The sequence below is a fragment of the Pseudomonas sp. BN414 genome, assembly GCF_029871275.1.
GTDB lineage: Bacteria > Pseudomonadota > Gammaproteobacteria > Pseudomonadales > Pseudomonadaceae > Metapseudomonas > Metapseudomonas resinovorans_C.
On sequence record NZ_SSOL01000023.1, the window covers coordinates 1 to 24,603 of the forward strand.

The window sequence follows — 24,603 nt, forward strand, 5'->3', positions numbered from 1 at the left end:
TCATCGAGAAGCGCTCTGAGTTTGGTTTCAAACTCAATTTCGCGCTTGAGTTCTGCGTCGTTCTTGAGGCTGTTCAGCGCGGCAAGTTGTTCCGCGAGCTGTGCTTCCAGGCGTTTAAATTCGGCCAGTTTGCTCATTGCATTCTCCTTAGCGTGATGCAAATAGACACCGCAGTTGACCGATTTCGCGTGAAATTACTCTGGCGCTGGGCATTGCCCTTGGTCAATTTGCAAGGAACGCGTTGTTCGAGGCCATCAGTCCAAATTCTCAGCTATGTACCTGACTAGCTTGAGAGGTTCGGTGCTGTCGATGATGGAGAACATCACGTCCCGTTTGCTGCGGGGAAGACGTTGAGCGCAGCGTTTCGCCGTAGCTTTGATTGCTTTATCCGAACAGTGAATCTGAGCGGCGAGCAAGAGGGCAATGGTGGCGTCCAATAAAGTCAAACTGCGATGCCTTGTGTCAGTTAGTAAGCCAGTATTCGCCAACTTGTAGGTCACTTCAAGTTAGAGGATGCGCTGTTCGATGACGTCCGCCGGGGCGTTGACGTAGGCCTTGCCGGCGATGAGTTTGGCAGTGGCCTACTTGTTCTCATCGTTGGCGTTGATTATGCGGCTGGCGTCGAGCAGAGCCATTACCAGGGCCCGCGCGGTAACGGGGTTCTGCTCGACGAAGTCGCGCGAGCAACCCAGCACTTTCTCCGGATGGTCCGCCCAGATCTGCTGGGTGGTGGTGGCGGTGAAACCGATCTTGTCGAAGATCGCCGATGCACCACAGGACTCGCCGACGCAGAAGCCGTCCATGTTGCCGACGTGCAGGTTGGCGGCCATCTGCGGCGGCGGCACGGTGATGTCTTCACATCGGCTATCGAGTTGATGCCGTGGCTGGCCAGACAGTAGTAGAGCCACATGGTGTCCTGGGCATGCGCGTCGGCCCCTGGGAAACTGATATTCCATAGACCTACTGGCCATAGCACGTACCTCTGTGTCCCCCGTCAGGGGGGCAGACACTCATGCCGGCATGCTGGAACCTAACCCAAAGAAGCTTTCGGGCGGCGCTCTGCCAAGGACGTTCAATTCGGCATGCAGCGCCTTCTTTTGTCGCAAATTGCTCTTGGGAGAGATTCGGATGTCGCTTGATCCAGAGGTCACGGCACTGCTGAGTTTGATTGAGGAGCACCTACCTGCGCTTGGCAGTGTGCCAATCGATGTGTATCGCGGCATTAATGGCAGCTTGGTCTCCGCTATGCCCCCGGGGCCTGAGTTACATCAGGTGAAAGACATGGACTTCGCTGGACCTGGTGGCAACCTACGGCTACGACTGTACGTGCCGCAGGCCGTTAATCCTGAACTAGTGATCTTGTATTTCCATGGTGGTGGTTGGACCGTTGGGGATCTGGACAGCCATGACGCGGCGCTACGAATGCTGGCAAAGGACACTGGAGCAGCATTGGTGTCAGTCGATTATCGATTGGCGCCGGAGCATCCTTTCCCGGCGGCTATTGACGATGCCTACGCCGCGCTGACCTGGGTAAGTGATGCCTTACCGCACTGGTTTGGCTCCCCGCTCCCGCTGGTGGTAGCTGGAGACAGCGCGGGGGGGAATCTGTCTGCGGTGGTTTCTATTATGGCCCGCGATCGTCAGGGGCCATCGATCACTGCTCAGCTGCTTCTCTATCCCAGCACTGCCGGCTGTGAGTTTATCAATTCACCGCATCTATCTGGTGAAGAGCCACCATTTCTCCGGCTGTCGGACATCAATTGGTTCTTTGATCAATACGTGCCTGACAGTGCCACTCGCCGCGATCCTCGTTTTGCACCACTGCTCATGGACGACCTTCGTGGTCTGCCGCCAACACTGGTATTGACTGCTCAGTACGACCTATTGACAGCGGAGGGCAAGACTTATTCGCGGCGTCTCAATGATGCGGGAACCCCATGTGAATTCTTGTGTTACGACGGCACGGTACATGGGTTCTTCTCACTGGCGCCTGCTCAACGTCAGGCTGTTCAAGCACGTAAGGATATAAGCGCATTTCTGAAAAGAGTGGTGGGGAGCACACCCGTAAAGTCGTAAGAAACTTTTCATCCATATTTGTGGGTGAGAAGAATTGCAAGAAGTTCAACCCTTGCCAATGGCGTCGAGTGCGCGGCTCGCTGTAAAATAATTGCAGTTAAGGGCCGGCTGCATCAGATTCCGATTATAAAAACAAAACTAAAGTCGGGAGTATTGTAACTGTGAACGTTCAGAAAAGTAGTAATGATCACCTGGCCATTCCAGCGCGAATCGGCGCAAAAATATCTGTGGGTTCCAGCGTTCTGTTGCTGGCTGCTTCAGCCCACGGTATTGAGTTGGGATCAAACCCCGATTTACAAATAAAATGGGATAACACTCTTGCGTACACTATCGGTGCCCGCGTAAAGGATGCTGATAGACGCATTGCTACTAACGTCAATTTCGACGAATCTGACAACCTCTTTTCTGACGCTGGTGACGTGGTCACCAACCGAATTTCAGTTCTTAGCGAGTTCGATACCGTCTACAAGGAAAACTACGGTTTCCGAGTGAGTGCTTCTGCCTGGAAGGACTTCGCGTACGACAACTCATCCTCCACCGCCTCGGGTGATTTTATACCAGGGGTGCCTTACCGCGAACTGGCAAGCTATGACAATCGGCGATACTCCTCTTACACGAAGCGTAACTATGTGCAAGGCGCTGAAATATTGGATGCCTTCGTGTTTGGCGGTTTTGATTTGGGCGATCACCGAGTGGACCTTAAGCTCGGCCAGCTAATGCAATACTGGGGTAACTCGATTTTCCAAGGTTTTCACAGTATTTCCTATTCACAATCTCCTCTTGATCTGGGTAAGGCCTTGGCTAACCCGGGTGCTCGATTGAATGAACTGTTCCTGCCTCGGGAGCAGATCGCCGGTCAAATTCAGTTGACCCCGGACCTTAGTCTGGCGGCCCAGTATTTTTTTGGCTGGGATCACGATCGACTACCTGAAGGTGGCACCTACTTGGGCTTTGCCGACTTCTTGTTTAACGGGCCTGACAAGGCATTTTTGGGCCAGTTCGATCCCGTCACGGGAGCGCCAGTATTGGTACGGCGAAGCAGTGCCTTCGAGCCGGACGATAACAACGGGAATTTTGGCTTGGCCCTGCGCTGGTCGCCTGAGTTCCTACGGGGAACTGTTGGGGCTTACTACCGGCATTTTGATGAAACACAGCCTTGGGCTCCTTTGCTGGGAGTGGACCCATCCACCGGTGGTCTGAATTATCACTTGGCATACGCCAAGGGCGTCGACATGTTTGCGCTGAGCCTCGACAAGCAGATTGGCGATTACAGCTTCGGCTTTGAGCTGTCTCACCGCAGAAACACAGCTCTGATGTCCACGACCGGCCCGTTACCCAGCGATCTTTCTGGGAAAGAAGGTGCACGAGGCAACACAGTGCATGCAATCGCCAACGTGGCCATAGGCCTGACACCGACCCGGTTCTACGACACTGGCACTGCGCTTGTTGAGTTGAGTTGGGGTCACCTGCTGAGTGTCACTGAGAATAAGGAGCTCTATAACGGTGAAGGTACTGCTGCGTGCCGTCGCAAGTGGGACGGCTGTTCTACCGATGACGTGGTGAATTTGGCGTTCCAATTTGAACCACAATGGCTGCAGCCTATCGCTGGAGTGGACCTGTCGTTACCGATCAGCGGAACGTACGGGGTATATGGCAATGGCGCGACCCTATCCAGTGGATATCAGGGTTCGATGAACTATTCAGTTGGACTGAGTGCCGATATCCAGCGGCAGTACAAAGTCAAACTGGCCTACAACGGCTACTACTACCGCCCAGGCTCGCAGGCGTCCTATACGCCCGGTGGTCCTGAGCATTACGAGTCCGGCAATGGCTATTACTGGCTCAACGACCGTGACTGGGTGTCGCTGACATTCCAGGCGACTTTCTGACCATCGACCTTCACGCGAGCGAGGATTAACCATGAACCGAGGCCGTATTTACTCATTTCTTTGCATGACTCTGATTTTCAAGGCGAGCACAATTTATGCCGCTGAAGATCTGACACCATGGGGCGCAATAAAGGGTGCAAACGCTGACGGCTCAATTCCTGTCTACAGTGATGCGCCCACTCAGCCACCGGCGGGCTTTTCCGGCGAGGCCGGGCACTATCCAGATCCATTTGCCAACGAAAAGCCGCTGTACTCTGTGAGCAACGGTAACCAGGGCCAGTATGCTGACGTCCTCACTGACGGCGTTAAAGAACTTCTGAAACGATTCCCCAGCTATCGAGTTGATGTTTACCCGACCCATCGTACCCACCGCTATTCGACCTGGGAGCTTCAGCAGATTGCCAAGAACGCCACTTCAGCCAAGTTGGTAGGTGAAGGGGATGGTGTCGAAGGTTCCTACGGCCCCGTGCCGTTTCCTAAACCGAGCAACGGTTATGAAGTGCTGTGGAATCATTACAACCGGTCGGAACCGGCAGCCTTCCAGTTTCGTGCATGGGGTTACTTGGTGGATGCTTCGGGTCGGCCGACCCTCATCGAAGACCTTTCTCTAAAAACCCTCAAGCTGGTTCATGATCAGCGCAAGACTAGTCTGGAGGGCCCTTATAAGCAGAAAACTCGCATGACCTACCAAGGGCCTGCGTCTCAGTCCGGCACGCAGTTGCTGTGGTTCTACTCGCAGAACTACAGCAAGGATAATCAGATCTTTTATTCGTACACGCCTGGTCAGCGACGTGTGCGAATAGCTCCGGAGTTTGCCTATGACACTCCGGTAGCCAGCAAGGGAGGGGCAATTGTCTATGACGAAGTATCTCTTTTCGAGGGGCGTCCGGATCGCTTTGATTTCAAGATTGTAGGCCGCAAAGAAATAATTGTGCCCTATAACAACAACCGCATGAACGAACCATCTGCTACTAAGGAGTCCGTTCTCGGCAAGAATTTTATAAGCCCCGACTGGATGCGTTGGGAGAAGCATCGGGTATGGGTGCTTGAGGCGAACCTAAAACCCGGAAAGCGCCACATTTACAGTAAGCGCCGATTTTACGTGGATGAGGACAGCTGGGCGATCTTGGCTTCTGAATCCTATGATCAAGCTGGAAAGCTTTACCGTGTGGGTATGATGAACCCTGTACTGATGTATGACACCGGTACTCAATGGTGCAATTCGTTCATCATTTATGACTTAATCAAGAACAACTACTCAATCTCGGTTTGGTTGGGCGGCAACGAACGCAATTTCCTCAAGGCTCAAAAAGAGCTGTTTGCAGAGAAGGAGTTTACTCCCGAAGCAGTTCAGGCATCTGGCGTGCGTTGAAATTGCACAAAAAAGGCCCGCGTAACATTGCGGGCCTTTCATGGGATCAGGAGAGAGGAATGAAAGCTCTTGTTTATGCCGGGCCTCGGAAAATTACTTATACCGACATGCCTGACCCGATTATTGAAGAAGATCGGGATGTCATTGTGCAAGTCAGTGCCTGCAGTATTTGCGGTAGCGATCTTCATATTTATGCAGGTGAATCCTTTACAGGTGAATCGGGCGGCTTTTGCGTGGGGCACGAAGCTGTCGGCGAGGTGGTGGCAGTTGGCTCAGGGGTGCGTCACCGAAAGGTAGGCGACCGAGTCATGCTGCCAGCGGCGGTTGGTTGCGGCGAATGTCGTAAATGCCTGGCGGGCGATGTCCTGCAGTGCCTGAATTTCCGGCAGCAGTGCTACGGCTTGGGATCGGCTTTACAGGGTTGCCAAGCGCAACTGGTTCGAGTGCCAGTCGGTGACCTCAACAGCAGCATTATTCCCGATGGGCTGAGTGACGAGCAGGCGTTAATGCTGACCGACAGTATGGCCACGGCATGGTATGGCTGTCGCAACGCTGCAATTCGTCCTGGGGCGGATGTGGCTATTGTAGGGCTCGGTCCTATAGGTCTGATGGCTATTGAGGGCGCCTTTGCCATGGGGGCTGCCCGGGTGTTTGCTATTGACCCGGTGAAGGAACGGCGTGCATGGGCTCAGTCTCTGGGTGCCATTGCTCTGGAGCCGTTGACTGCAGCTGAGGTGATCCGCGACGCGACCGCCGGACAGATGCTGGATTGTGTTGTGGAGGCAGCAGGGACTACCCCTGCGTTGACGAACGCTTTGAAGTTGGCCGGACGAGAGAAAAATGTATCGGTTATCGGCGTCAACCTTTCACCCAACTTCCCCTTTCCACTTGGTGAAGTGCTTTTGCGTGGCGTGAATCTGGCGATTGGTACCTGCTCGGTCCCGCGTTACTGGCCCGAGCTGATTCCGCTGGTGCGGGAGGGACGGCTTAACCCCCATCGTTTCATCACCCATCGCGCTCCTCTGGCAGAAGGCGCCGCAATCTACACAGCTTTTGCCGAACGTCAGGAAGGCATATTGAAGGCGGTCCTTAGACCCTAAGGGGTCACAACTGAGTCCGCGGGCTCGGTACGAGGATTTGCTTGGTGCTTCGTGTCCCTCTTCAGGGGGGCAGACAGATCATGTGCCTTGCCTGAAGCTGGGGTCACGAGATGATGGCTGTGAATCGTGATTGCAGCAGATTTACCCAACCAAGGGCGCTCAAGTTCGAAGCTTGTGAAGCTGACTGACTTGTCTAGATCCGCTTGAATACGGCGCCACATTACAAGAACAACAGATGGTCCGGAGTGATGGTAGAGTGAAGAGCCTGCCTGGTAATACCTTTTCTTTGCGCCTGTTCCACCGTGGCGCATGTTCGTTCGGGCTGCGCAGCGGCGTTTTTATGGGTTTGCTGCTTAGCACAGCCACCTTGCTTGCGGCCGATTATCAATTTCGCGATCCATTGAGTCAGCCCGCATTATTTTCCCAATCGCCTCAAACACAGCCAGCTTTCGCGGTGGCCGAAGCGGGTACACGGCTAGTTGCTGTGGGGCCGCGTGGAATGATCTTGGTCTCTGAGGATAAGGGTACCAGTTGGCACCAGTCGCCCGTTGGGGTTAGCTCGGATTTGACATCTGTGTACTTCATCAACGGTCAGAAGGGATGGGCCGCAGGCCACGATGGAGTGATCTTACACAGCGAAGACGGCGGCGAGTCCTGGGTCAAGCAACTTGACGGGCGTCAGGCCGAATACGAGTTCATCCAGCATTACAAGCGCCGCGTGGACGCCGGCCAACTGGGTTACCAAAGATACTTGGACGAACTGGCGGCAAACTTCCGCAGCGGTCCTAGCCTTCCATACCTTGGCATTTGGTTCGAGAACGAGATGGTGGGCTATGCATTGGGTTCCTTCGGCATGCTCGTGGCCACGTTTGACGGCGGCAAGAGTTGGAAACCCTGGCTGGACCGCATTGATAACCCTCAGGCTCTGAACCTCAATGCCGTACGCGCTATCGATGGTGAACTCTACCTGGTCGGTGAGCGTGGCGCAGTGTTTCGTCTGGACCGCAGCCAGGGGCGCTTTGTTTCACTGCCCACTGGATATCAAGGAAGTTTCTTCGGCATCACTGGCGGCAGCGGGGTGCTGTTGGCTTTTGGTTTGCGAGGTTCTGTCTGGCGCAGTGCCGACAGCGGGCGGAGCTGGAACCGGGTAGAAAGTGGAGTCACTGGCTCCATTAGCGACGGTGACAGCAGCGCCGACGGAAGAAAAGTGCTGCTGGTCAGCGCCACTGGCGACGTGGTGGAAAGCCTTGATGCCGGACTTTCATTTCATTCGCTGACGGTACCGCCCAAGGCCTACACCGGAGCTCGGCTACTGCCTGGCAGCGCGGTGCTTGCCACCCTGCAGGGCATCTACCTCCTGCCGCTGAACCCTTGAACCATTGGCACCGAACTGAGTGGGACTTTCTTATGCGACCTGACAAACAGCAACCTGATGCTATGCCAACGGTGCCTCGTTTTGAGGATTTCAACCGGCATTCGGGAAATGTGATCGAGCGTATCGTGTTCAACAATCGACGGTCGATCATCTCGGTCTGTCTGTTGATCAGTTTGCTGCTGGGTTGGAACGCACTGCAACTGCGGATGAATGCTAGCTTCGAGAGAATGATTCCGCAGTCCCATCCCTACATCCAAAATTATTTGAACAATCAGGACGCCTTACGTGGTCTGGGCGACTCGGTTCGCATCGCAGTAGAGAATACCCAAGGCGATATTTACGATCCTGCGTACCTGGAAGTTTTGCGCACCATCAACGACCGGATCTTCCTGTTACCCGGTGTCGACCGTGCCTTCATGCGTTCGCTGTGGACGCCGCTGGTACGCTGGACTGAGGTCACCGAAGAGGGTTTTACCGGTGGTCCGGTTATGCCCGAGAGCTACGACGGTTCTGTAGCGAGTCTGGCCCAGCTGCGTGGAAATGTGCAGCGCGCAGGTATCGTCGGATCCTTGGTTGCCAACGATGGCCGCTCCAGCTTGGTCCTGGTGCCGTTAATGGAGCGCGATCCGCATACAGGGGAGCCACTAGACTACGCGGCGTTTTCCCGAGCGTTGGAGCATGAGGTCCGCAGTCTTGAGAACGCTCAGATCAAGATCCACATCATTGGTTTCGCGAAGCTGGCGGGGGATCTGATCGACGGCCTGGTTCAGGTGACGCTGTTCTTTGCTGGTGCGGCATTGATCGCACTGCTGATTATTTACCTCTACACCCGCTGCGTGCGTAGCACCTTGATTGTGGTGCTGTGCTCGGTGGTGGCAGTGGTCTGGCAGTTAGGCGTCATGCAAATCCTGGGGTTTGTCGCTGATCCCTATTCGATATTGGTGCCGTTCTTAGTGTTCGCCATTGGTGTATCTCATGGTGCGCAGAAAATGAACGGGATTATGGAGGACATCGGCCGTGGCACCCATAAGTACGTGGCTGCCCGATACACCTTCCGCCGTCTGTTCATTGCTGGCGTCACCGCATTGATAGCCGATGTCGTGGGTTTTGCGGTTCTGACCCTGATCGACATACCCGTGATCCGTGATTTGGCGCTCAGCGCCAGTATCGGCATCGGCATTCTGGTATTCACCAACTTGCTACTGTTACCGATACTGCTCTCGTACACGAGCGTCAGCCCTAAGGCTGCGGCGCGGAGTCTCAAGGCGCAGGCGAAGCAGGGCGGAGTCTACGCCGTCCTGGAAGGCTTTTGCGGGCGGCGGGGTGCGCTGCTAGCGGTAACGGCAGCGGCTTCGCTGTTACTGGTGGCTTTAGTCATCCGCACTGATTTGCAAATTGGTGATTTGGACGCCGGTGCGCCGGAGTTGCGCGCGGACTCACGATACAACCGCGATAACCAGTTCATTACCCAGAATTTTGGCCTGTCGAGTGATCAGTTCGCAGTTATCGTCAAATCTTCAGATGGTGGCCTTGGCCAGTTCCCCACGCTGATCGAGGAGGATCGCCTTGAGCAGTTACTGCTTGCTACGCCTGGCGTCCAGACCACAATGGCGGCGGCGAGCTTAGTGCGGCGCACCACGCCTGGCTTCTTCGAAGGCAACTTGAAATGGTTCACCCTGAATCGCGACCCAGCGGTAATCTCCGACGCTCTGAATCAAGTCAGTCTGGCCAATCCGGAGGTGATCAGCGAGGACCGCAGCGTCGGAACGGTAATTGCCTATCTTTCTGATCATAAGGCCGAAACTCTTCAGCGGGTGGTCAAGGCTACCGAGGCCTTCGCTGCTGCTAGTGAGGGCGGGCCGGCGCAGTTCTTGCTGGCCGCAGGCTCTTCCGGTATCGAGGCGGCGACCAATATTGTTGTTGCCGAGGCCAATCACCGTATGCTGTTGCTTGTATACCTGGCTGTGATGCTGTTGTGTTTTATCACTTTCCGGAGTTGGCGCGCAGTGATAGTGGCGGTGCTTCCGCTGATCGTGACCTCGATTCTATGTGAGGCGCTAATGGTGCTTCTGGATATTGGCATCAAGGTTGCTACCTTGCCGGTAATCGCCTTGGGTGTAGGGATCGGCGTGGACTACGCGCTGTACCTGCTTAGCGTGCAGTTGGCGCACCAGCGTAACGGCGTACCGCTGCGTGAGGCCTATAGCCGCGCCTTGCGCTTCACAGGCAAGGTCGTGGCGCTCGTGGGACTTACTCTGGCTGCGGGCGTGGTGCTCTGGGCCGTGTCACCAATAAAGTTCCAGGCAGATATGGGCATCCTGCTGACGTTCATGTTCCTTTGGAACATGGTTGGGGCCTTGGTCTTGATTCCGGCGTTGTCACATTTTCTGCTGCGTACCGAGCATGTATTCAAGCCGGGCTCTGTGAGCTTGACGGCCGCTTCCGCGACCTGAGCAGGCTTTCTGCGGGCTCGGGCTCTGTCCGAGCCGTGCCAGCTCAGCACACGTTCAGTGGTAGTTTTTCCACCAGTACCATAGTAGGGTGATTGCTAGGACGTATCAGCGCGATGGATACAGGCAAAAATAAGAATTACAAGCAATCGCTTGGGAGAATCCTATGCGAAGTTCTCACTTGGAGTCTCGCCAGAAATCAGGCCCGGTTGTCAGGATATTGGATCTGTTCCCGAATTCCTCTCAGCGTGCTACTCCTGGTGGACCGATAATCAACCGCGGCCGTCAGCCAACCCCTGCCAATCCTTTTGCCTTTAACGGATTCCTCGATCTAGTCAGCGCGATCGGCACGTCACGTATGCCTGAGAAGCTGCTGACTGTGCTGCAGGATGTTTGCGGTGCAGACCATTGCGCGGTGTTTGAGCAGCGTGCCGACCATCTAATACAACATGACTCTGCTGGCTTTGACGGAGGAAATCGCATCCTAGAAATGGGCATCACCTACGTCGAGGAGCAGTATTGGCGAGGCGATCCTGTCTACCAGCAGCTGCTGCACAGCCCCCAAGCGCAGGCGGCGGTTGTCTCAAGAATCAACACTGAGGCACTCGAAGACCAAAAATTGCGCACTCTGTACAGTCAAATCAATGCTGAACGCTTTGTCATTAGCGGTCTTCAGTCCGGAAGCGTGTATGGTCTGCATGTCCTGCGTGAGCGTCGTCGTGAAAGCATCAGCGACCTTGAAATCTGTTCCCTCAGTGGGATTGGTTCTTCGCTGATCAGCATTCTGGCCAAACACATCGAAGTGCTAGGGCAGAGACAGCGTATAGGTCGGGTTTGGCAGCTGTCGGAAATCGAGCTGCTGATCAACCAGCAGCCCTCCGATTTGAGCCTGCGAGAGCGCAGCGTATGCGCCAGGATTATCTACGGGATGTCGTCGGCAGGTATTGCGTTGGATTTGGGGATTGGCGAGGAAAGTGTGAAGACCTACCGTAAGCGCGCGTACCAGCGTCTGGGTATCGGTAGCTCTTATGAATTGGGTAAGTGGTTCACCACCTTGCAAGGCATTGCAATGGTCGAATGAGTACCGAAGATTGACGCAACGAGTCATCACTCCTCTCTGATTCCCCTAGGGCGCCGCGACAAACGCGCGCGGCGTTCTTGTTTTTTGCTCAAGAATCTCGCGATCGTAACCCGGTTCGTAAGCGTCTGCCCAACTCACCTTGCGTGAGTTAGGCGGGCTCCCACTGATGCGGCAGCAATTGCTCGATCTCACTCGGCCGCTGCGTCGGCAGCTGTGTGAGCACATCCTTGAGATAGGCATACGGATCGTGCCCGTTGAGGCGTGCTGACTGGATCAAGCTCATGATCGCCGCCGCCCACTTGAGCTGGCTGGTGCCTTTCGCAGAACGCCTGGTTCCTCTAATACTCCCCCCCCCGCTTTAGCACCCTTCTTGACGTCCCTAGCTAGGGGGACAGACAAGTTCTGTCCGCCAGCCGACCATTAACCCAACGAAAACGCCCTCGGGTGTCTCTCCGAAAAACAACAACATCGTTGGGTATTGATTATGGCTATTGCAACGCACAAAAGGCTTGTGGAACTGTCCAGCGCAGAACTCGGCTTTGATCCAGATTCGCTTCGCGAAAAATATCGCCAAGAGCGCGAGAAGCGACTCAAGCCTGAAGGCAATGAGCAATACATCGAGACTGGCGGGGAGTTTAGTCACTACGTTGATGATCCCTATGCCTCACCGGGCTTCACTCGTGAAGCATTGGATGAGGAAGTTGACGTGCTCATCGTCGGCGGTGGATTTGGAGGCTTGATTGCTGCGGCGCGTCTTCGCGAGGCAGGGCTGCACAACTTCCGAATTGTCGAGAAGGCTTCTGACTTCGGTGGTGCTTGGTACTGGAATCGCTATCCAGGCGTGCAGTGTGATATCGATGCTTACATTTACCTCCCCTTGCTTGAGGAAACCGGGTACATCCCCAAGGAGAAGTATTCCTATGGCCCCGAGATTTTCCAGCACGCGCAGCGTATTGGCAGGCATTTTGAGTTGTACCCAGTGGCGCTGTTTCAAACTCAGGTTTCTGGCGCTCAGTGGGATGAGAGCGCTGGTCGCTGGATCGTCACAACTGACCGCAATGACCGAATCCGGGCGCGCCATGTCGTAATGTCTGGTGGCCCGCTGAATCGGCCAAAGTTGCCAGGCATTTCTGGTATTCAGAAGTTCAAGGGGCACACCTTCCATACCAGCCGCTGGGACTACGAATACACCGGCGGCAATACAGAAGGCGGATTGCACAAGCTTTCGGATAAGCGGGTAGCTGTGATCGGTACAGGGGCTACGGCGATTCAGGCGGTTCCGCATCTGGGGCAGTATGCCCAGCATCTCTATGTGGTCCAGCGTACGCCCTCCTCTGTGGATGCCCGGGGCAATCGGCCGACCGATCCGGAATGGGTGAAAACCCTTACACCAGGTTGGCAGCGGCGCCGAATGGACAACTTCAACACCATTGCATGCGGTGCCCAGGCCTCGGAAGACCTGGTGCAGGATGGCTGGACAGATCTGTTTCTCAACCTGACCCAGGAAGATTTCGCCGGGTCGCCGCACGAGCTGATGCAGGCCATTGAGCTGGCGGACTTCAAGAAGATGAACCAGATCCGCGAGCGCACAGCATCTATCGTGAGCAAACCTGACACTGCGGACGCGCTGAAACCCTGGTATCGCCAGACCTGCAAGCGTCCAGCGTTCAATGATGGTTACCTCCCGACCTTCAATCGACCAAATGTCACGCTAGTAGACACGGACGGAAAGGGGGTCGAACGCCTCACCGAAAACGCGCTGGTGGTGAATGGGGTCGAGTACGAAGTTGATTGCATTGTGTTCGCCACGGGCTTCGAGGTAGGCACCAGCCAATCGCGTAAGGCCGGTTTCGAAATCGTTGGCAGTGGCGGCAAGACTCTCAGCGAGCATTTCTCCGAAGGGCCGCGCACGCTTCATGGCTACTACAGTCATGGTTTCCCGAACTTCTTCCATCTAGGCATTAGTCAGAACGGATACAAGGTCAACTTCATCGACATGCTCGAAGAGCAAGTTGGCCATGTAGTGAAGGTGCTGTCGCACCTTAAGCAACACAACGCAACTCGCATTGAGCCCACCGCCAAGGCCGAGGCCGAATGGGTCAAAACCATCCGTGATAAGTCCGAAGTCTTTGCAGCTTTCGTCGCCGAATGTACACCAGGGTACTACAACGGTGAGGGGGGCGACGTCCGCAAGGGCTTGCTGGTGGAGTGTTATGGCGGTGGCGCCGGTTCGTTGGAGTTCACTGAACTAATGGCCAGTTGGTATGCCGATGGTCGAATGAAAGGTCTCGATATCCGTTAGGTGCGTGCTGCAAGGCTGTCGTTGAAACAGTGACTACAGCCTTTTGTTTAACTCACCTATTCGGCTATCACATGAGGTCTAACGATGTCTTCGATTAATTATTCAGGTAAGTCCATCGTAGTTACCGGTGCGTATTCGGGGATTGGTGCGGCTCTGGTACCTCTGTTGCAGGCGTTTGGTGCTGAGCAGATCACTGTACTAGATGTGCGGCGCCCCACATATGAGGTGGCGCAGTTTATCGAAGTTGACTTGGGTGATCCTGACAGTATTGACGCGGCATTGCCGCTTCTGCCGTCCAGAATTGACGTTCTGTTTAACAACGCAGGTATCCCGGGAACCAGGCCAGTAGAGCAGGTTATGGGGGTCAACCTATTCGCCGTGCAGCGTCTGTCTCGAGCGTTGCTCCCACGGATCCCTCAAGGCGGTTCCATCGTTAATACCGCCTCCATTGCGGGAATAGGCTGGCCGGCAAACCTTTCGGAAATTCTATCGCTACTTCAGCTGGATGACTGGCAGGAGCAATTGGCCTGGCTGCGGGAAAAATCTGAGTTGGTTGGAAATGGCTACAACTTCTCAAAGGAGTGCCTGCAAGTTTACACGATGCTACTTGGGCGAAGTGCATGGTGTACTCGTGGTGTCCGGGTCAACTCAGTGTGTCCGTCCCCGGTAGATACGCCGATTCTCGCAGACTTCCGCGCCACCATGACCGACGCGGCTATTGATCAGGCGATCAGGGAAGGGGGTGGGCAACTCTGCACTCCCCGCCAACAAGCGCAGGTACTGGCGTTTCTCGGTTCTGAGCTCGCCTCTTACGTGAATGCCATCAATATCAATGTTGATGGTGGATACGGTGCTGGATTGATGCTCGGTGAAGTGCGGATTCCACCGTTGTCGGATTGAGTCGCCAGCACAGTCGCTTTACATTACAAGAGGCTCTCCATGTCTGAAATTTACAATCCGATACTCACCATCGGAGGCGAGTCTGTAAGTACTGCTCGCGCGCTAGAGGTAATAAATCCGGCCACTGGCGAAGTGGTTGGTCGGGTACCTGATGCTGGCCTGAAAGAACTGGAACAAGCGGTGCAAGCTGCACAGCAAGCGTTCCTTGTCTGGCGAGCGGCGTCCCTCGATGAGCGAAAAGTAGCGCTCAATACCTTCGCCAAAGTGCTTGAGGATAACGTTGATGAACTGTCTCGCCTCCTGACACTTGAACAAGGACGTCCGTTAACCCTGGCAAGGGATGAAATTCTTGGTGCTGCATTTTGGATCAGAGGAATTACTCTCCTAGAACTTCCAGTCGAAGTTCAGTTGGAGACTCCGCTCAATCGAGTTGAGGTGCACCAGGAGCCACTGGGTGTGGTCTGCGGAATCGTACCGTGGAACTATCCGGTGATGCTGGGGGCTTGGAAGATCGCCCACGCGCTCTTTACTGGCAACACGTTGGTGCTAAAACCGTCCCCATTCACACCACTGACTACCCTACGGATCGGTGAACTTACCCGAGAGATATTGCCGCCGGGTGTGCTGAACATTATCAGTGGTGGAGATGCCTTGGGCCCAATGATGACCGGACATAAGGCCTTCGCCAAGATTGCATTTACCGGCTCGACCGCCACCGGTAAACGCATCATGGCTTCTGCTGCACAAGACTTAAAACGTCTGACGCTGGAGTTGGGGGGCAATGATGCAGCGATCGTGCTCGCCGATGTCAATGTTGACGATGTAGCTCAGGCGCTTTTCGACGGTGCATTCACCAACAGCGGACAGATCTGTGTTGCCTGCAAGCGTTTGTATATACACGACAGCATATACGACGTACTTCGCGACAAGCTTCATTCTCTGGTGAAGGCTGCCAAGGTCGGGAATGGATTGAATCCGGATGTGCGCTTCGGCCCAGTCCAGAACCTATCGCAATACCGCCGAGTACGACAGCTACGTGACGAGGCCCGCGAGAGTGGCCTGATCTTACTTGAAGGTTCTCCAGTTCCTGACAGTGGCTACTTCCTTCCCCTGACCCTGGTTGATAACCCGCCGGACACTGCGCCTGTGGTCACAGAAGAAGCCTTTGGTCCAATTCTCCCTTTGTTGCGCTTCCACGAAGTTGATGAAGTGATCGAACGGGTCAACCAAAGCGACTTCGGGCTGGCGGCCGCTGTCTGGAGCAGCGATATAGAGCAGGCAAAAGCAATCGCTATGCGCTTGGAGGTGGGCACGGTGTGGATCAACCAGAACCTTGTGTTGCAGCCGGATGTGCCAATGGCTGGATACAAACAGTCCGGCTTCGGCGTAGAGAACAGTGTATCGGGGCTCTTGGCTTTTACTCAGCCTAAAGCAGTTTTCGTTCCCAAGGTTGGGTGACTACATCACCCGAAGGAGAGAGACCATGAAGAAGTCTTACACACGCGGAACGCAGGATCAGCCCCTCCTCTGCCAGACCATTGGAGAAGCTTTTGACGAGGCCATCGTGCGCTATGGTAATCGCCCTGCTCTGGTTTCGGCGCGCCAAGGGCTGCGCTACAGCTGGAAGGAGTTGGGGGAGGTTGTGGAAATATGTGCCCGGGCCTTTCTTGCATTGGGAATTGGCCGTGGTGAGCGCATTGGCATTTGGTCGACAAATTGTGCTGAGTGGACTGTTGTACAGCTGGCCAGCGCAAAGGTCGGTGCCGTCCTAGTCAACATCAATCCGGCTTACCGACGTTCAGAGTTGGAGTACGTGCTGGCGCAATCGGGCTGTTGCTGGGTGATCTGCTCCGACTCATTCAAGTCGACCAACTATCACGAAATAGTCCGCGCTGTGGTTCCGTCGATTGTCTCCTCGAGTCCAGGCAATCTGAACGTAGGCGAGTTTCCCCAATTGCGTGGCGTCATCACGTTAGCCGACGAGGCTCCTGAGGGCTTTTTGCCTTGGGCGGCTCTCGCTGGTTTGGCCGAGCACATTGGCTCAGACCTGTTGCGTCAACGTGAGCTCACCTTGCAGTTCGATGACCCAATCAATATCCAGTACACGTCCGGGACTACGGGGTTTCCGAAGGGGGCCACGCTCAGCCACTACAACATTCTAAACAACGGTTACATGGTTGGTGCTCGGTTGGGGTTGACCCAGCAGGACAAGTTAGTAATCCCAGTTCCGCTGTATCACTGCTTCGGCATGGTTATGGGTAACCTGGCTTGCTTGACTCATGGCGCAACAATGCTTTACCCCGGTCCGTCATTTGAGCCTGATGCCACTTTGCGCATGGTCGCTGAAGAGCGTGCCACCGTGTTGTATGGCGTGCCGACTATGTTCATTGCGTTGCTGGATCACCCGGCGCGGGCCCAGGTTGATCTAAGCAGCCTGCGTACAGGCATCATGGCCGGTGCCACTTGCCCTATAGACGTGATGCGTAGGGTAATCGGCGAATTGCATATGACCCAGGTGCAGATCGCTTACGGAATGACCGAAACCAGCCCTGTGTCGTTGCAGACCCATTCCGATGATGATCTGGAACTACGGGTCACCACTGTTGGCACCACGCAGCCACACCTGGAAACCAAGATCGTTGACACCGAAGGTCGCATCTTGCCTCGTGGCATTGTGGGTGAGCTGTGTACCAGGGGCTACAGCGTAATGCTCGGCTACTGGAATAACCCCCAGGCAACACAAGAGGCCATAGATAGCGCCGGCTGGATGCATACAGGTGATCTCGCCGAGATGGACGACGCTGGCTACGTACGCATCGTAGGGCGCAGCAAGGACATGATCATCCGCGGTGGCGAGAACATTTACCCGCGCGAGATCGAGGAGTTGCTTTATCGCCATCCGGCAATCGCTGACGCTCAAGTGATTGGCATTCCCGACTCGCGCTACGGGGAAGAAGTTGTGGCCTGGATCAAGTTGCGCTCAGGGCAAACTTTAAACGAAGAGTTACTGCGCACCTACTGCAAGGAAAATATCTCGCATTTCAAGGTTCCGCGCCATTTTACCTTTGTCGATGAATTCCCAATGACTGTGACCGGCAAAGTGCAGAAATTTCGCATGCGTGAAATAAGTTTTGCGGAGATAAACAAAATCTCTGATTCTCATTAATAACGTCTTGCTAATTATTGTTGTGTTTGGCAAGTGCTGTTTAAAACAATAAAGGACCTAGACTCATGCAAATACATGAAACATCTGCAGTTGTAACCGGCGGAGCTTCTGGCCTAGGCGAAGCGGTCGTACGTCGACTTTCCGCCGCTGGCGCAAAAGTGGCGATTATTGACCTGAACCGTGAACTGGGCCAACGACTTGCTGAGTCCATTGGTGGGGTATTTATTGAGACTGATGTCACCGACGAACTAGCGGTAGAGCGCGCCCTTGACGCCGCTGAGGAAGTAAATGGACTGCCTCGTATACTGGTAAATTGCGCTGGTATCGGAGCCCCGGCAAAGGCGATCAATCGCGACGGTACTGCTTTGCCGCTCCAGAAATTTAATCAGATTATCAACGTCAATCTCACGGGCAGCTTTAATGTTCTGTCGAAGTTTGCTGCGCGCTTACATGTGGCTGATGCACTGGGCGAAGAGCGTGGGGTGATAATCAATACTGCCAGTGTTGCTGCCTTTGACGGCCAAGTTGGACAGCCGGCCTACGCGGCGTCTAAAGCAGGCATCGTTGGTATGACGTTGCCACTGGCGCGAGAGTTCGCCCGCTACGGCATTCGTGTGATGACTGTCGCTCCAGGTATTTTCCTTACGCCGCTACTCGCCACTCTGCCAGAAGAGGCTCAAGTTTCTTTGGGGCAGCAGGTCCCGTTCCCGAGCCGACTCGGGCAACCGGATGAATTCGCGCAGCTAGTCGAAGCGATTGTCGTGAATCCCATGCTTAACGGTGAAGTCATCCGCCTGGACGGTGCAATTCGGATGGCCCCGCGATGAACGACGATCTGCAACAGGCTGCGGTGATCGCTGATCGGGTGGAGCGGTTTGTGCGAGACGTGGTTGTGCCCTATGAACAGGACTCTCGTCGTGATCACCACAATTGCCCTACGGACGCGCTCGCCATCGAACTGCGGGAGCTGGCTCGGGAAGCTGGCGTTTTAACACCTCATATCCTGGCTGACGGACGTCACCTGAGCCAACGTGGCACTGCGTTGGTTTTGGCAAAAACTGGTCTTTCCCCTCTTGGACCGCTGGCTTGCAATACTGCCGCGCCTGACGAAGGAAACATGTATCTGTTGGGCAAGGTTGGTAGCCCCACGATCCAAGAGCGCTTTTTGCGGCCGTTGATCGAAGGGCAAATGAGGTCGGCGTTCTTCATGACCGAACCGGCTGAAGAAGGTGGTGCCGGTTCTGATCCGTCGATGATGAAGACCACCTGTCACCGTGAAGGCAACGATTGGATCATCAACGGCCGCAAGGCATTTATCACCGGCGCTGAGGGAGCTGGCGTCGGGATTGTAATGGCCAAAGCTGAGGAAGGTGCTTGCCTGTTCCTGATTGAGCTGCCTAACCCGGCTATTCGGATTGAACGCATCCCGCGAACCATCGATAACTCAATGCCAGGTGGACACGCAGTAGTCCGCCTAGAAAACCTTCGAGTACCTGCGGAACAGATGTTGGGTGAGGCTGGTGAAGGTTTTCACTATGCGCAAGTTCGTCTCGCTCCAGCGCGTCTGTCCCATTGTATGCGCTGGTACGGCGCCTGCGTGCGAGCCCAGGAAATCGCTACTAACTACGCCAACAGACGCATGGCTTTTGGCAAGGTGCTTATCGAACACGAAGGCTGCGGCTTCATGCTCGCCGAGAATCTGATCGACCTGAAGCAAGCCGAATTGATGATCGACTGGTGCGCTGGGGTACTCGACAGTGGGGCTCAGGGCGGTACCGAAAGTTCGATGACCAAAGTTGCCGTTAGTGAGGCTCTCATGCGAGTGGCCGATCGTTGCGTACAGGTCATGGGTGGAAGCGGCCTCACCGAAGACACTGTTGTTGAGCAGGTATTCCGCGAGATTCGTGCCTTCCGTGTGTATGACGGTCCGACCGAAGTTCACAAGTGGTCACTGGCTAAGAAAATTAAGCGTGACTGGACCCGGAGGTAAACATGAGCTCGCACGAAGCAGTAGTAATCGCCGGTGCCGACAGCCTCGACGAACCGCTGAATTTCGACAGCGCTTCACTTGAACGTTGGATGATCGAACATGTCGACGGATTTATCGGCCCCCTGAATATTATGCGGCTTAAGGGCGGGCAGTCGATCCCCACGTATCGACTTGATTCACCGTCGGGGAGCTACATTCTGCGTCGTAAACCGTCTGGTCCTGTGCTCAAAGGAGCGCACAGCGTCGAACGCGAGGCACGGGTTCAGCTAGCTCTTTCCACTAAGGGCTTTGCGGTACCTCAGATCATGGGTGTCTGTGAAACCACTGATGTAATCGGCAGTGCGTTCTATGTGATGGAGCGGGTTGAGGGACGAATCTTCTGGGATGCGACCTTCCCAGGTGTGGAGCGGCGCGAAGCCTACTTCGATGCGATGAATACCACCCTTGCACAGTTGCATAGCATCGATCCTGTCACTGTTGGCTTGGCCGACTATGGCCGCCCAGGAAATTACTTCTCTCGACAGATCGAACGCTGGACGCGGCAATACCTGGATGACCCAGCTGCCGGGCGCGATGCAAACATGGACGCCCTGGTTGAATGGTTGCCGGCACACATCCCGGTCGGTGATGAATCGAGCATCGTGCACGGTGATTTTCGGTGCGACAACATGATCTTCCACCCCAGCGAGCCACGCATTGTGGCGGTGCTGGATTGGGAACTGTCGACTCTGGGAAACCCCCTGGCCGATTTCGCCTATCACGCCATGATGTACCGCATGCCTCCACACATCGTCGCCGGCCTCGCCGGGGCAGATTTGCATGCATTGGGCATTCCTTCCGAAGACGAATATGTCGCGGAATATTGTCGTCGAACCGGGCGCAACAACATTCCCGACTGGCCGTTCTACATCGCTTTCAATTTTTTCCGGCTGGCCGCGATTTTCCACGGTATCCAAGGACGCGTACTGCGTGGCACGGCAGCATCGACCAATGCCCGCGAGCGAGCCAGAAGCTTCCCGATGTTGGCTGAACTGGCGCGACGCGCCATGGAGGAGTGCAAATGAGCGCGCCTGTGCAGATGCGGATCGAAGGGGGCATAGCCTATCTGACCCTGAACCGCCCTGAAGCTGGTAATGCCATCGACCTCACGCTTGCTCATGCACTGCTGCAGGCAGTGATTCGCTGTGATCAAGACGCAGGAATTCGTTGCGTAGTTCTTAGTGGCTCTGGTCGATTTTTCTGCACGGGAGGTGACCTTGGTGCCTTCAAGGCTGCAGGGGATGAAATCTCGGGGTTCCTCAGCGAGATTGCCGGTGTGTTGCACATGTCCATTTCACGCCTTATGCGGATGAACAAGCCCATGTTAGTGCTGGTGAATGGCCCGGCAGCCGGGGCTGGATTCAGTTTGGCGCTTGCAGGAGACATTGTGGTGGCCACTCGTGGGGCCAGTTTTGCTCCTGCATATGGCTCGGTAGGCCTGAGCCCTGACGGCGGGTTGACTTGGCATCTGCCTCGCCTCTTGGGTATGCGCAGAGCGCAGGAGGTGATTCTTCTGAACCAGCGCCTGAGCGCCGTGGATGCTGCTCAGCAGGGGCTGATAACCCTAGTGGTGGACGACGACGCTCTCCATTCAGAAGGCGCACGACTGGCACGCGCTCTGGCCGATTCAGCTACTGCCGCTATCGGCCGCACCCGCCGACTTTTGTTGGAAACCTACGGTGGCGGCCTCGAATCGCACCTGGAAAAAGAAGCCCGCTGTGTCGCTGAGTCTGGCGCCGGTCCTGAGGCCCGTGAGGGAGTCACGGCCTTTAGCGAAAAACGTCAACCGAATTTCCAAGTAGGAGTCTAATAATGGCTGAAGCCTATATTGTCGGGGCTGTACGTACTGCCGGTGCTCGGCGCAATGGTCAACTCGCATGCTGGCATCCGGCGGATATGGGGGGGGAGGTGATCAATGCGCTTCTGGAGCGAAGTGGCATTGATCCGGCGGCCGTTGATGATGTGATCATCGGTTGCGTCACGCAAGCCGGCGAGCAGTCTTTCGCCTTTGCTCGAAATGTGGTGTTGGCTTCGTCCCTTCCACAAAGTGTGCCGGCTGTAACCATCGATCGCCAGTGCGGTAGCTCTCAACAGGCGGTCCATTTTGCTGCTCAGGCAGTGATGTCTGGTGTGCAAGATGTGGTAATCGCTGGCGGCGTCGAAAGCATGAGCCGAGTCCCAATGTTCTCCAACTTGTCGTTCCATGAGCGTGAAGGTTTGGGGGTGGGCCCATTCAGTGAACGGATCAAGAAGCGGTTCGGCGTCGAGACCTTTAGCCAGTTTGAGGGCGCGGAGATGCTCGCGCAAAAATATGGCTTTGATCGAGAAACCCTGGATCGCTATGCGCTCCAAAGTCACCAGCGTGCGTCGCACGCAACCACATCTGGCGTATTCCAGGACGAGATAGTTCCCCTGGCTACCGATACAGGGTTGCATTGTCGGGATGAGGGTATTCGACATGATGCGACTTTGGAGGGGATTTCTTCGGTTCGTCTAATCAGGGAGGGCGGTGTGATCAGCGCCGCCAACGCCAGCCAGATCTGTGACGGTGCATCCGCGCTCTTGATCGTGAGTGAGCGGGCGTTGAAGGAGCACAGCCTGATTCCGTTGGCGCGGATTGTGTCGATGGCCGTCACCGCCGGTGATCCGGTGATCATGTTGGAAGAACCTATCCAAGCGTCCCGACGTGCACTGCAACGAGCTGGCTTGAGCATTGCTGATATTGATCTTTATGAGATCAACGAAGCTTTTGCTCCGGTGCCCCTGGCCTGGCTGCAGGCACTGGAAGCCAATCCGGACCAGCTCAATGTCAATGGCGGGGCTATTGCTCTCGGGCATCCATTGGGCGCCACCGGTACCAAGCTTATGACCACTCTGTTGCACTCGCTCAAAGCTCGCGGCTTGCGCTATGGCCTGCAGGCCATCTGCGAGGGTGGTGGCGTCGCAAACGCGACTATCGTGGAGGTGCTTTGATATGGCGCTCCACACCCGAGTCACAGAATTACTCGGCATCGACCACCCAATCGTTCAGGGCGGCATGATGTGGGTTGGCCGCGCCGAATTGGCCAGCGCCGTTTCGAATGCCGGAGGGCTCGGCATGCTTACTGCGTTGACTCAGCCGACACCGGATGATCTGCGGCGAGAAATCGAGCGCTGCCGGAAGATGACGGACAAGCCATTCGGCGTGAACCTGACCATCTTACCCTCGGTGAGCCCCCCGCCTTATGCAGAGTACCGCAAGGCCATCATCGACAGCGGCGTACGGGTCGTCGAGACGGCGGGAAACAAACCGCACGAGCATGTCGAGGACTTCAAGGCGCATGGGCTGACGGTGATTCATAAGTGCACTTCTGTGCGCCATGCACTTTCAGCGCAGAAGATGGGCGTCGACATCGTCTCTATTGACGGTTTCGAATGTGCCGGACACCCAGGGGAAGATGATATTCCCGGTTTGGTGCTCATTCCCGCTGCCGCTGACAAGATCCGGGTGCCGATGATCGCCAGCGGTGGATTTGGTGATGGTCGCGGCCTTGCTGCAGCGCTTGCGCTAGGCGCGGAGGGTATCAACATGGGTACGCGCTTCTGCGCAACTGTTGAGGCGCCAATTCATGATGCGATCAAGCTGTTCCTGGTGAACAACGATGAGCGTGACACGCGGCTGATATTTCGGCAGTTCCACAATACCGGACGCGTGGCCCGCAACAGCATCTCTGATCGCGTGGTAGCTATGTCGCAGCAACCGGGGGTGACTTTCGAGGATATTCGCCCGCTGGTAAGTGGAGCTTGTGGGCGTGAGGCCTTGGAGACAGGAAATCTCGATGCTGGTCTTGTCTGGGCAGGCCAGGTCCAAGGGCTGATTCATGACATTCCGACCTGCGCAGAACTGTTGACCAGAATCGTTGATGACGCAGGTGAAATCATTAACCGACGCTTACCCGGATTCTTTCGTGCCCACCAGGAGGTAACTGCATGAGCTACCAGTTTATCCGTGTAGAACGTGAAGGCCGTCTGACGACAATTATCCTCAACCGACCTGAGGCTCATAACGCACTCAACGCTGCGGCGCATCTCGAGCTGCAACAAGCGTTCGACGACTTTGGGGCCGATGAGGAACAGTGGGTCGCGATCGTTACGGGCTCGGGCAGCAAGGCATTCTGTGCTGGCCACGACCTCAAGCAGCAGGCAAGTGGTGGCGGCTTGGTTACTCCGGAGAAAGGTTTTGCCGGGCTGACCGCGCGCTTCGATTTGAGTAAGCCGGTAATTGCTGCTGTGAATGGAGTGGCCATGGGCGGCGGCTTCGAACTGGCGTTGGCTTGCGACATCATCGTTGCATCTGAGAACGCAGTGTTTGCTCTGCCTGAACCTCGCGTCGGCCTGGCAGCGCTGGCGGGTGGGCTACAGCGCTTGCCTCAGGTTATTGGTCTCAAGCGCAGCATGGGCATGCTGCTTACTGGGCGCCGGGTTAGTGCCCGTGAGGGAGTGGACCTTGGCTTCGTCAACGAGGTTTGCTCCGACGATGTGCTTTCCCTGGCTCGCTGTTGGGCTGCGGAGATGTTGGCGTGTAGTCCTCTATCCCTGCGAGCCACCAAAGAGGCAGTGCTTCGTGGACTTGATGTGCCCATCGAAACGGCCCTTGTCGAGGAATGGCAGTATCCGCAGGTAGTTTCGATGCTCGAGTCGATGGATGCCATTGAAGGGCCGCGTGCTTTCGCTGAAAAGCGGCCGCCACAGTGGTCAGGTCGCTGATAAGCGAATTGCTCCCCTAGTTCCCGATCAACGCTATGGATGACCTCCAGAATTGCTCAGGCGAGATGGTTTTCTCTGCCTTGAGTTCCATTAGTTGACAAACCCGGGAACCAAATC

General features: G+C 55.5%; 18 protein-coding genes and 3 pseudogenes. 18 read left to right on the forward strand and 3 right to left on the reverse strand.

What is annotated here, in order from left to right; translation table 11 throughout:
- A pseudogene (locus tag E8E95_RS02000) lies at positions 1-137 on the reverse strand (transcriptional regulator); the annotation flags it as partial.
- Between the two features lie 372 nt (positions 138-509).
- A pseudogene (locus E8E95_RS02010) lies at positions 510-910 on the reverse strand (CmpA/NrtA family ABC transporter substrate-binding protein); the annotation flags it as partial.
- A 218-nt stretch (positions 911-1,128) separates the two neighbouring features.
- On the opposite strand from E8E95_RS02010, the gene E8E95_RS02015 reads away from it, so the two are divergent.
- From E8E95_RS02015 to E8E95_RS02045, 7 genes are all read left to right on the forward strand, one after another.
- The gene (locus tag E8E95_RS02015) at positions 1,129-2,076 is read left to right on the forward strand and encodes an alpha/beta hydrolase (RefSeq protein WP_280347766.1); all 948 of its coding nucleotides are present in this window, start codon (positions 1,129-1,131) and stop codon (positions 2,074-2,076) included.
- A 161-nt stretch (positions 2,077-2,237) separates the two neighbouring features.
- Complete coding sequence (locus E8E95_RS02020) at positions 2,238-3,965, forward strand: DUF1302 family protein (RefSeq protein WP_280347768.1); 1,728 nt, start codon at positions 2,238-2,240, stop codon at positions 3,963-3,965.
- A gap of 31 nt (positions 3,966-3,996) precedes the next feature.
- Positions 3,997-5,337 carry a DUF1329 domain-containing protein gene (locus tag E8E95_RS02025; protein ID WP_280347770.1) on the forward strand — a complete coding sequence of 447 codons (1,341 nt, stop codon included), beginning with the start codon at positions 3,997-3,999 and terminating at the stop codon, positions 5,335-5,337.
- A 59-nt stretch (positions 5,338-5,396) separates the two neighbouring features.
- Positions 5,397-6,437 (forward strand): alcohol dehydrogenase catalytic domain-containing protein, encoded by a 1,041-nt coding sequence (locus E8E95_RS02030; RefSeq protein WP_280347771.1) that lies wholly within the window; start codon positions 5,397-5,399, stop codon positions 6,435-6,437.
- A 256-nt stretch (positions 6,438-6,693) separates the two neighbouring features.
- Complete coding sequence (locus E8E95_RS02035) at positions 6,694-7,812, forward strand: YCF48-related protein (protein ID WP_280347772.1); 1,119 nt, start codon at positions 6,694-6,696, stop codon at positions 7,810-7,812.
- A 32-nt stretch (positions 7,813-7,844) separates the two neighbouring features.
- Complete coding sequence (locus tag E8E95_RS02040; protein ID WP_280347773.1) at positions 7,845-10,265, forward strand: MMPL family transporter; 2,421 nt, start codon at positions 7,845-7,847, stop codon at positions 10,263-10,265.
- Positions 10,266-10,428: 163 nt separating this feature from the next.
- Complete coding sequence (locus E8E95_RS02045) at positions 10,429-11,343, forward strand: helix-turn-helix transcriptional regulator (protein WP_280347774.1); 915 nt, start codon at positions 10,429-10,431, stop codon at positions 11,341-11,343.
- Positions 11,344-11,491: 148 nt separating this feature from the next.
- Here the strand turns inward: E8E95_RS02045 and E8E95_RS02050 are convergent.
- A pseudogene (locus E8E95_RS02050) lies at positions 11,492-11,638 on the reverse strand (transposase domain-containing protein); the annotation flags it as partial.
- A gap of 189 nt (positions 11,639-11,827) precedes the next feature.
- Between E8E95_RS02050 and E8E95_RS02055 the strand changes: the two are divergent.
- The 11 genes from E8E95_RS02055 (at position 11,828) to E8E95_RS02105 (ending at position 24,486) form a co-directional block, all read left to right on the forward strand.
- Positions 11,828-13,645, forward strand: coding sequence for an NAD(P)/FAD-dependent oxidoreductase (locus E8E95_RS02055; protein ID WP_280347775.1), 1,818 nt, complete (start codon positions 11,828-11,830; stop codon positions 13,643-13,645).
- Between the two features lie 84 nt (positions 13,646-13,729).
- Entirely contained in the window at positions 13,730-14,545 is an 816-nt protein-coding gene (locus E8E95_RS02060; protein WP_280347776.1) for a coniferyl-alcohol dehydrogenase, read from the forward strand.
- Between the two features lie 39 nt (positions 14,546-14,584).
- A complete protein-coding gene (locus E8E95_RS02065; RefSeq protein WP_280347777.1) occupies positions 14,585-16,003 on the forward strand; it encodes an aldehyde dehydrogenase family protein in 1,419 nt (472 codons plus the stop codon).
- Between the two features lie 25 nt (positions 16,004-16,028).
- The gene (locus E8E95_RS02070) at positions 16,029-17,711 is read left to right on the forward strand and encodes an AMP-binding protein (RefSeq protein ID WP_280347779.1); all 1,683 of its coding nucleotides are present in this window, start codon (positions 16,029-16,031) and stop codon (positions 17,709-17,711) included.
- A gap of 65 nt (positions 17,712-17,776) precedes the next feature.
- Complete coding sequence (locus tag E8E95_RS02075; RefSeq protein WP_280347781.1) at positions 17,777-18,538, forward strand: SDR family NAD(P)-dependent oxidoreductase; 762 nt, start codon at positions 17,777-17,779, stop codon at positions 18,536-18,538.
- Entirely contained in the window at positions 18,535-19,701 is a 1,167-nt protein-coding gene (locus E8E95_RS02080; RefSeq protein WP_280347783.1) for an acyl-CoA dehydrogenase, read from the forward strand. The genes E8E95_RS02075 and E8E95_RS02080 overlap by 4 nt, the downstream gene beginning before the upstream one ends.
- Before the next feature lie 2 nt (positions 19,702-19,703).
- Complete coding sequence (locus E8E95_RS02085; RefSeq protein ID WP_280347785.1) at positions 19,704-20,765, forward strand: phosphotransferase; 1,062 nt, start codon at positions 19,704-19,706, stop codon at positions 20,763-20,765.
- The gene (locus E8E95_RS02090; protein ID WP_280347787.1) at positions 20,762-21,550 is read left to right on the forward strand and encodes an enoyl-CoA hydratase-related protein; all 789 of its coding nucleotides are present in this window, start codon (positions 20,762-20,764) and stop codon (positions 21,548-21,550) included. The genes E8E95_RS02085 and E8E95_RS02090 overlap by 4 nt, the downstream gene beginning before the upstream one ends.
- A 2-nt stretch (positions 21,551-21,552) precedes the next feature.
- Positions 21,553-22,713: an acetyl-CoA C-acetyltransferase gene (locus tag E8E95_RS02095; RefSeq protein WP_280347789.1), complete on the forward strand. Its 1,161-nt coding sequence runs from the start codon at positions 21,553-21,555 to the stop codon at positions 22,711-22,713.
- A gap of 1 nt (position 22,714) precedes the next feature.
- Positions 22,715-23,713, forward strand: a complete 999-nt coding sequence (locus E8E95_RS02100) for a nitronate monooxygenase family protein (protein ID WP_280347791.1) — start codon at positions 22,715-22,717, stop codon at positions 23,711-23,713.
- Complete coding sequence (locus tag E8E95_RS02105) at positions 23,710-24,486, forward strand: enoyl-CoA hydratase-related protein (RefSeq protein ID WP_280347793.1); 777 nt, start codon at positions 23,710-23,712, stop codon at positions 24,484-24,486. The genes E8E95_RS02100 and E8E95_RS02105 overlap by 4 nt, the downstream gene beginning before the upstream one ends.
- Positions 24,487-24,603: the final 117 nt, after the last annotated feature.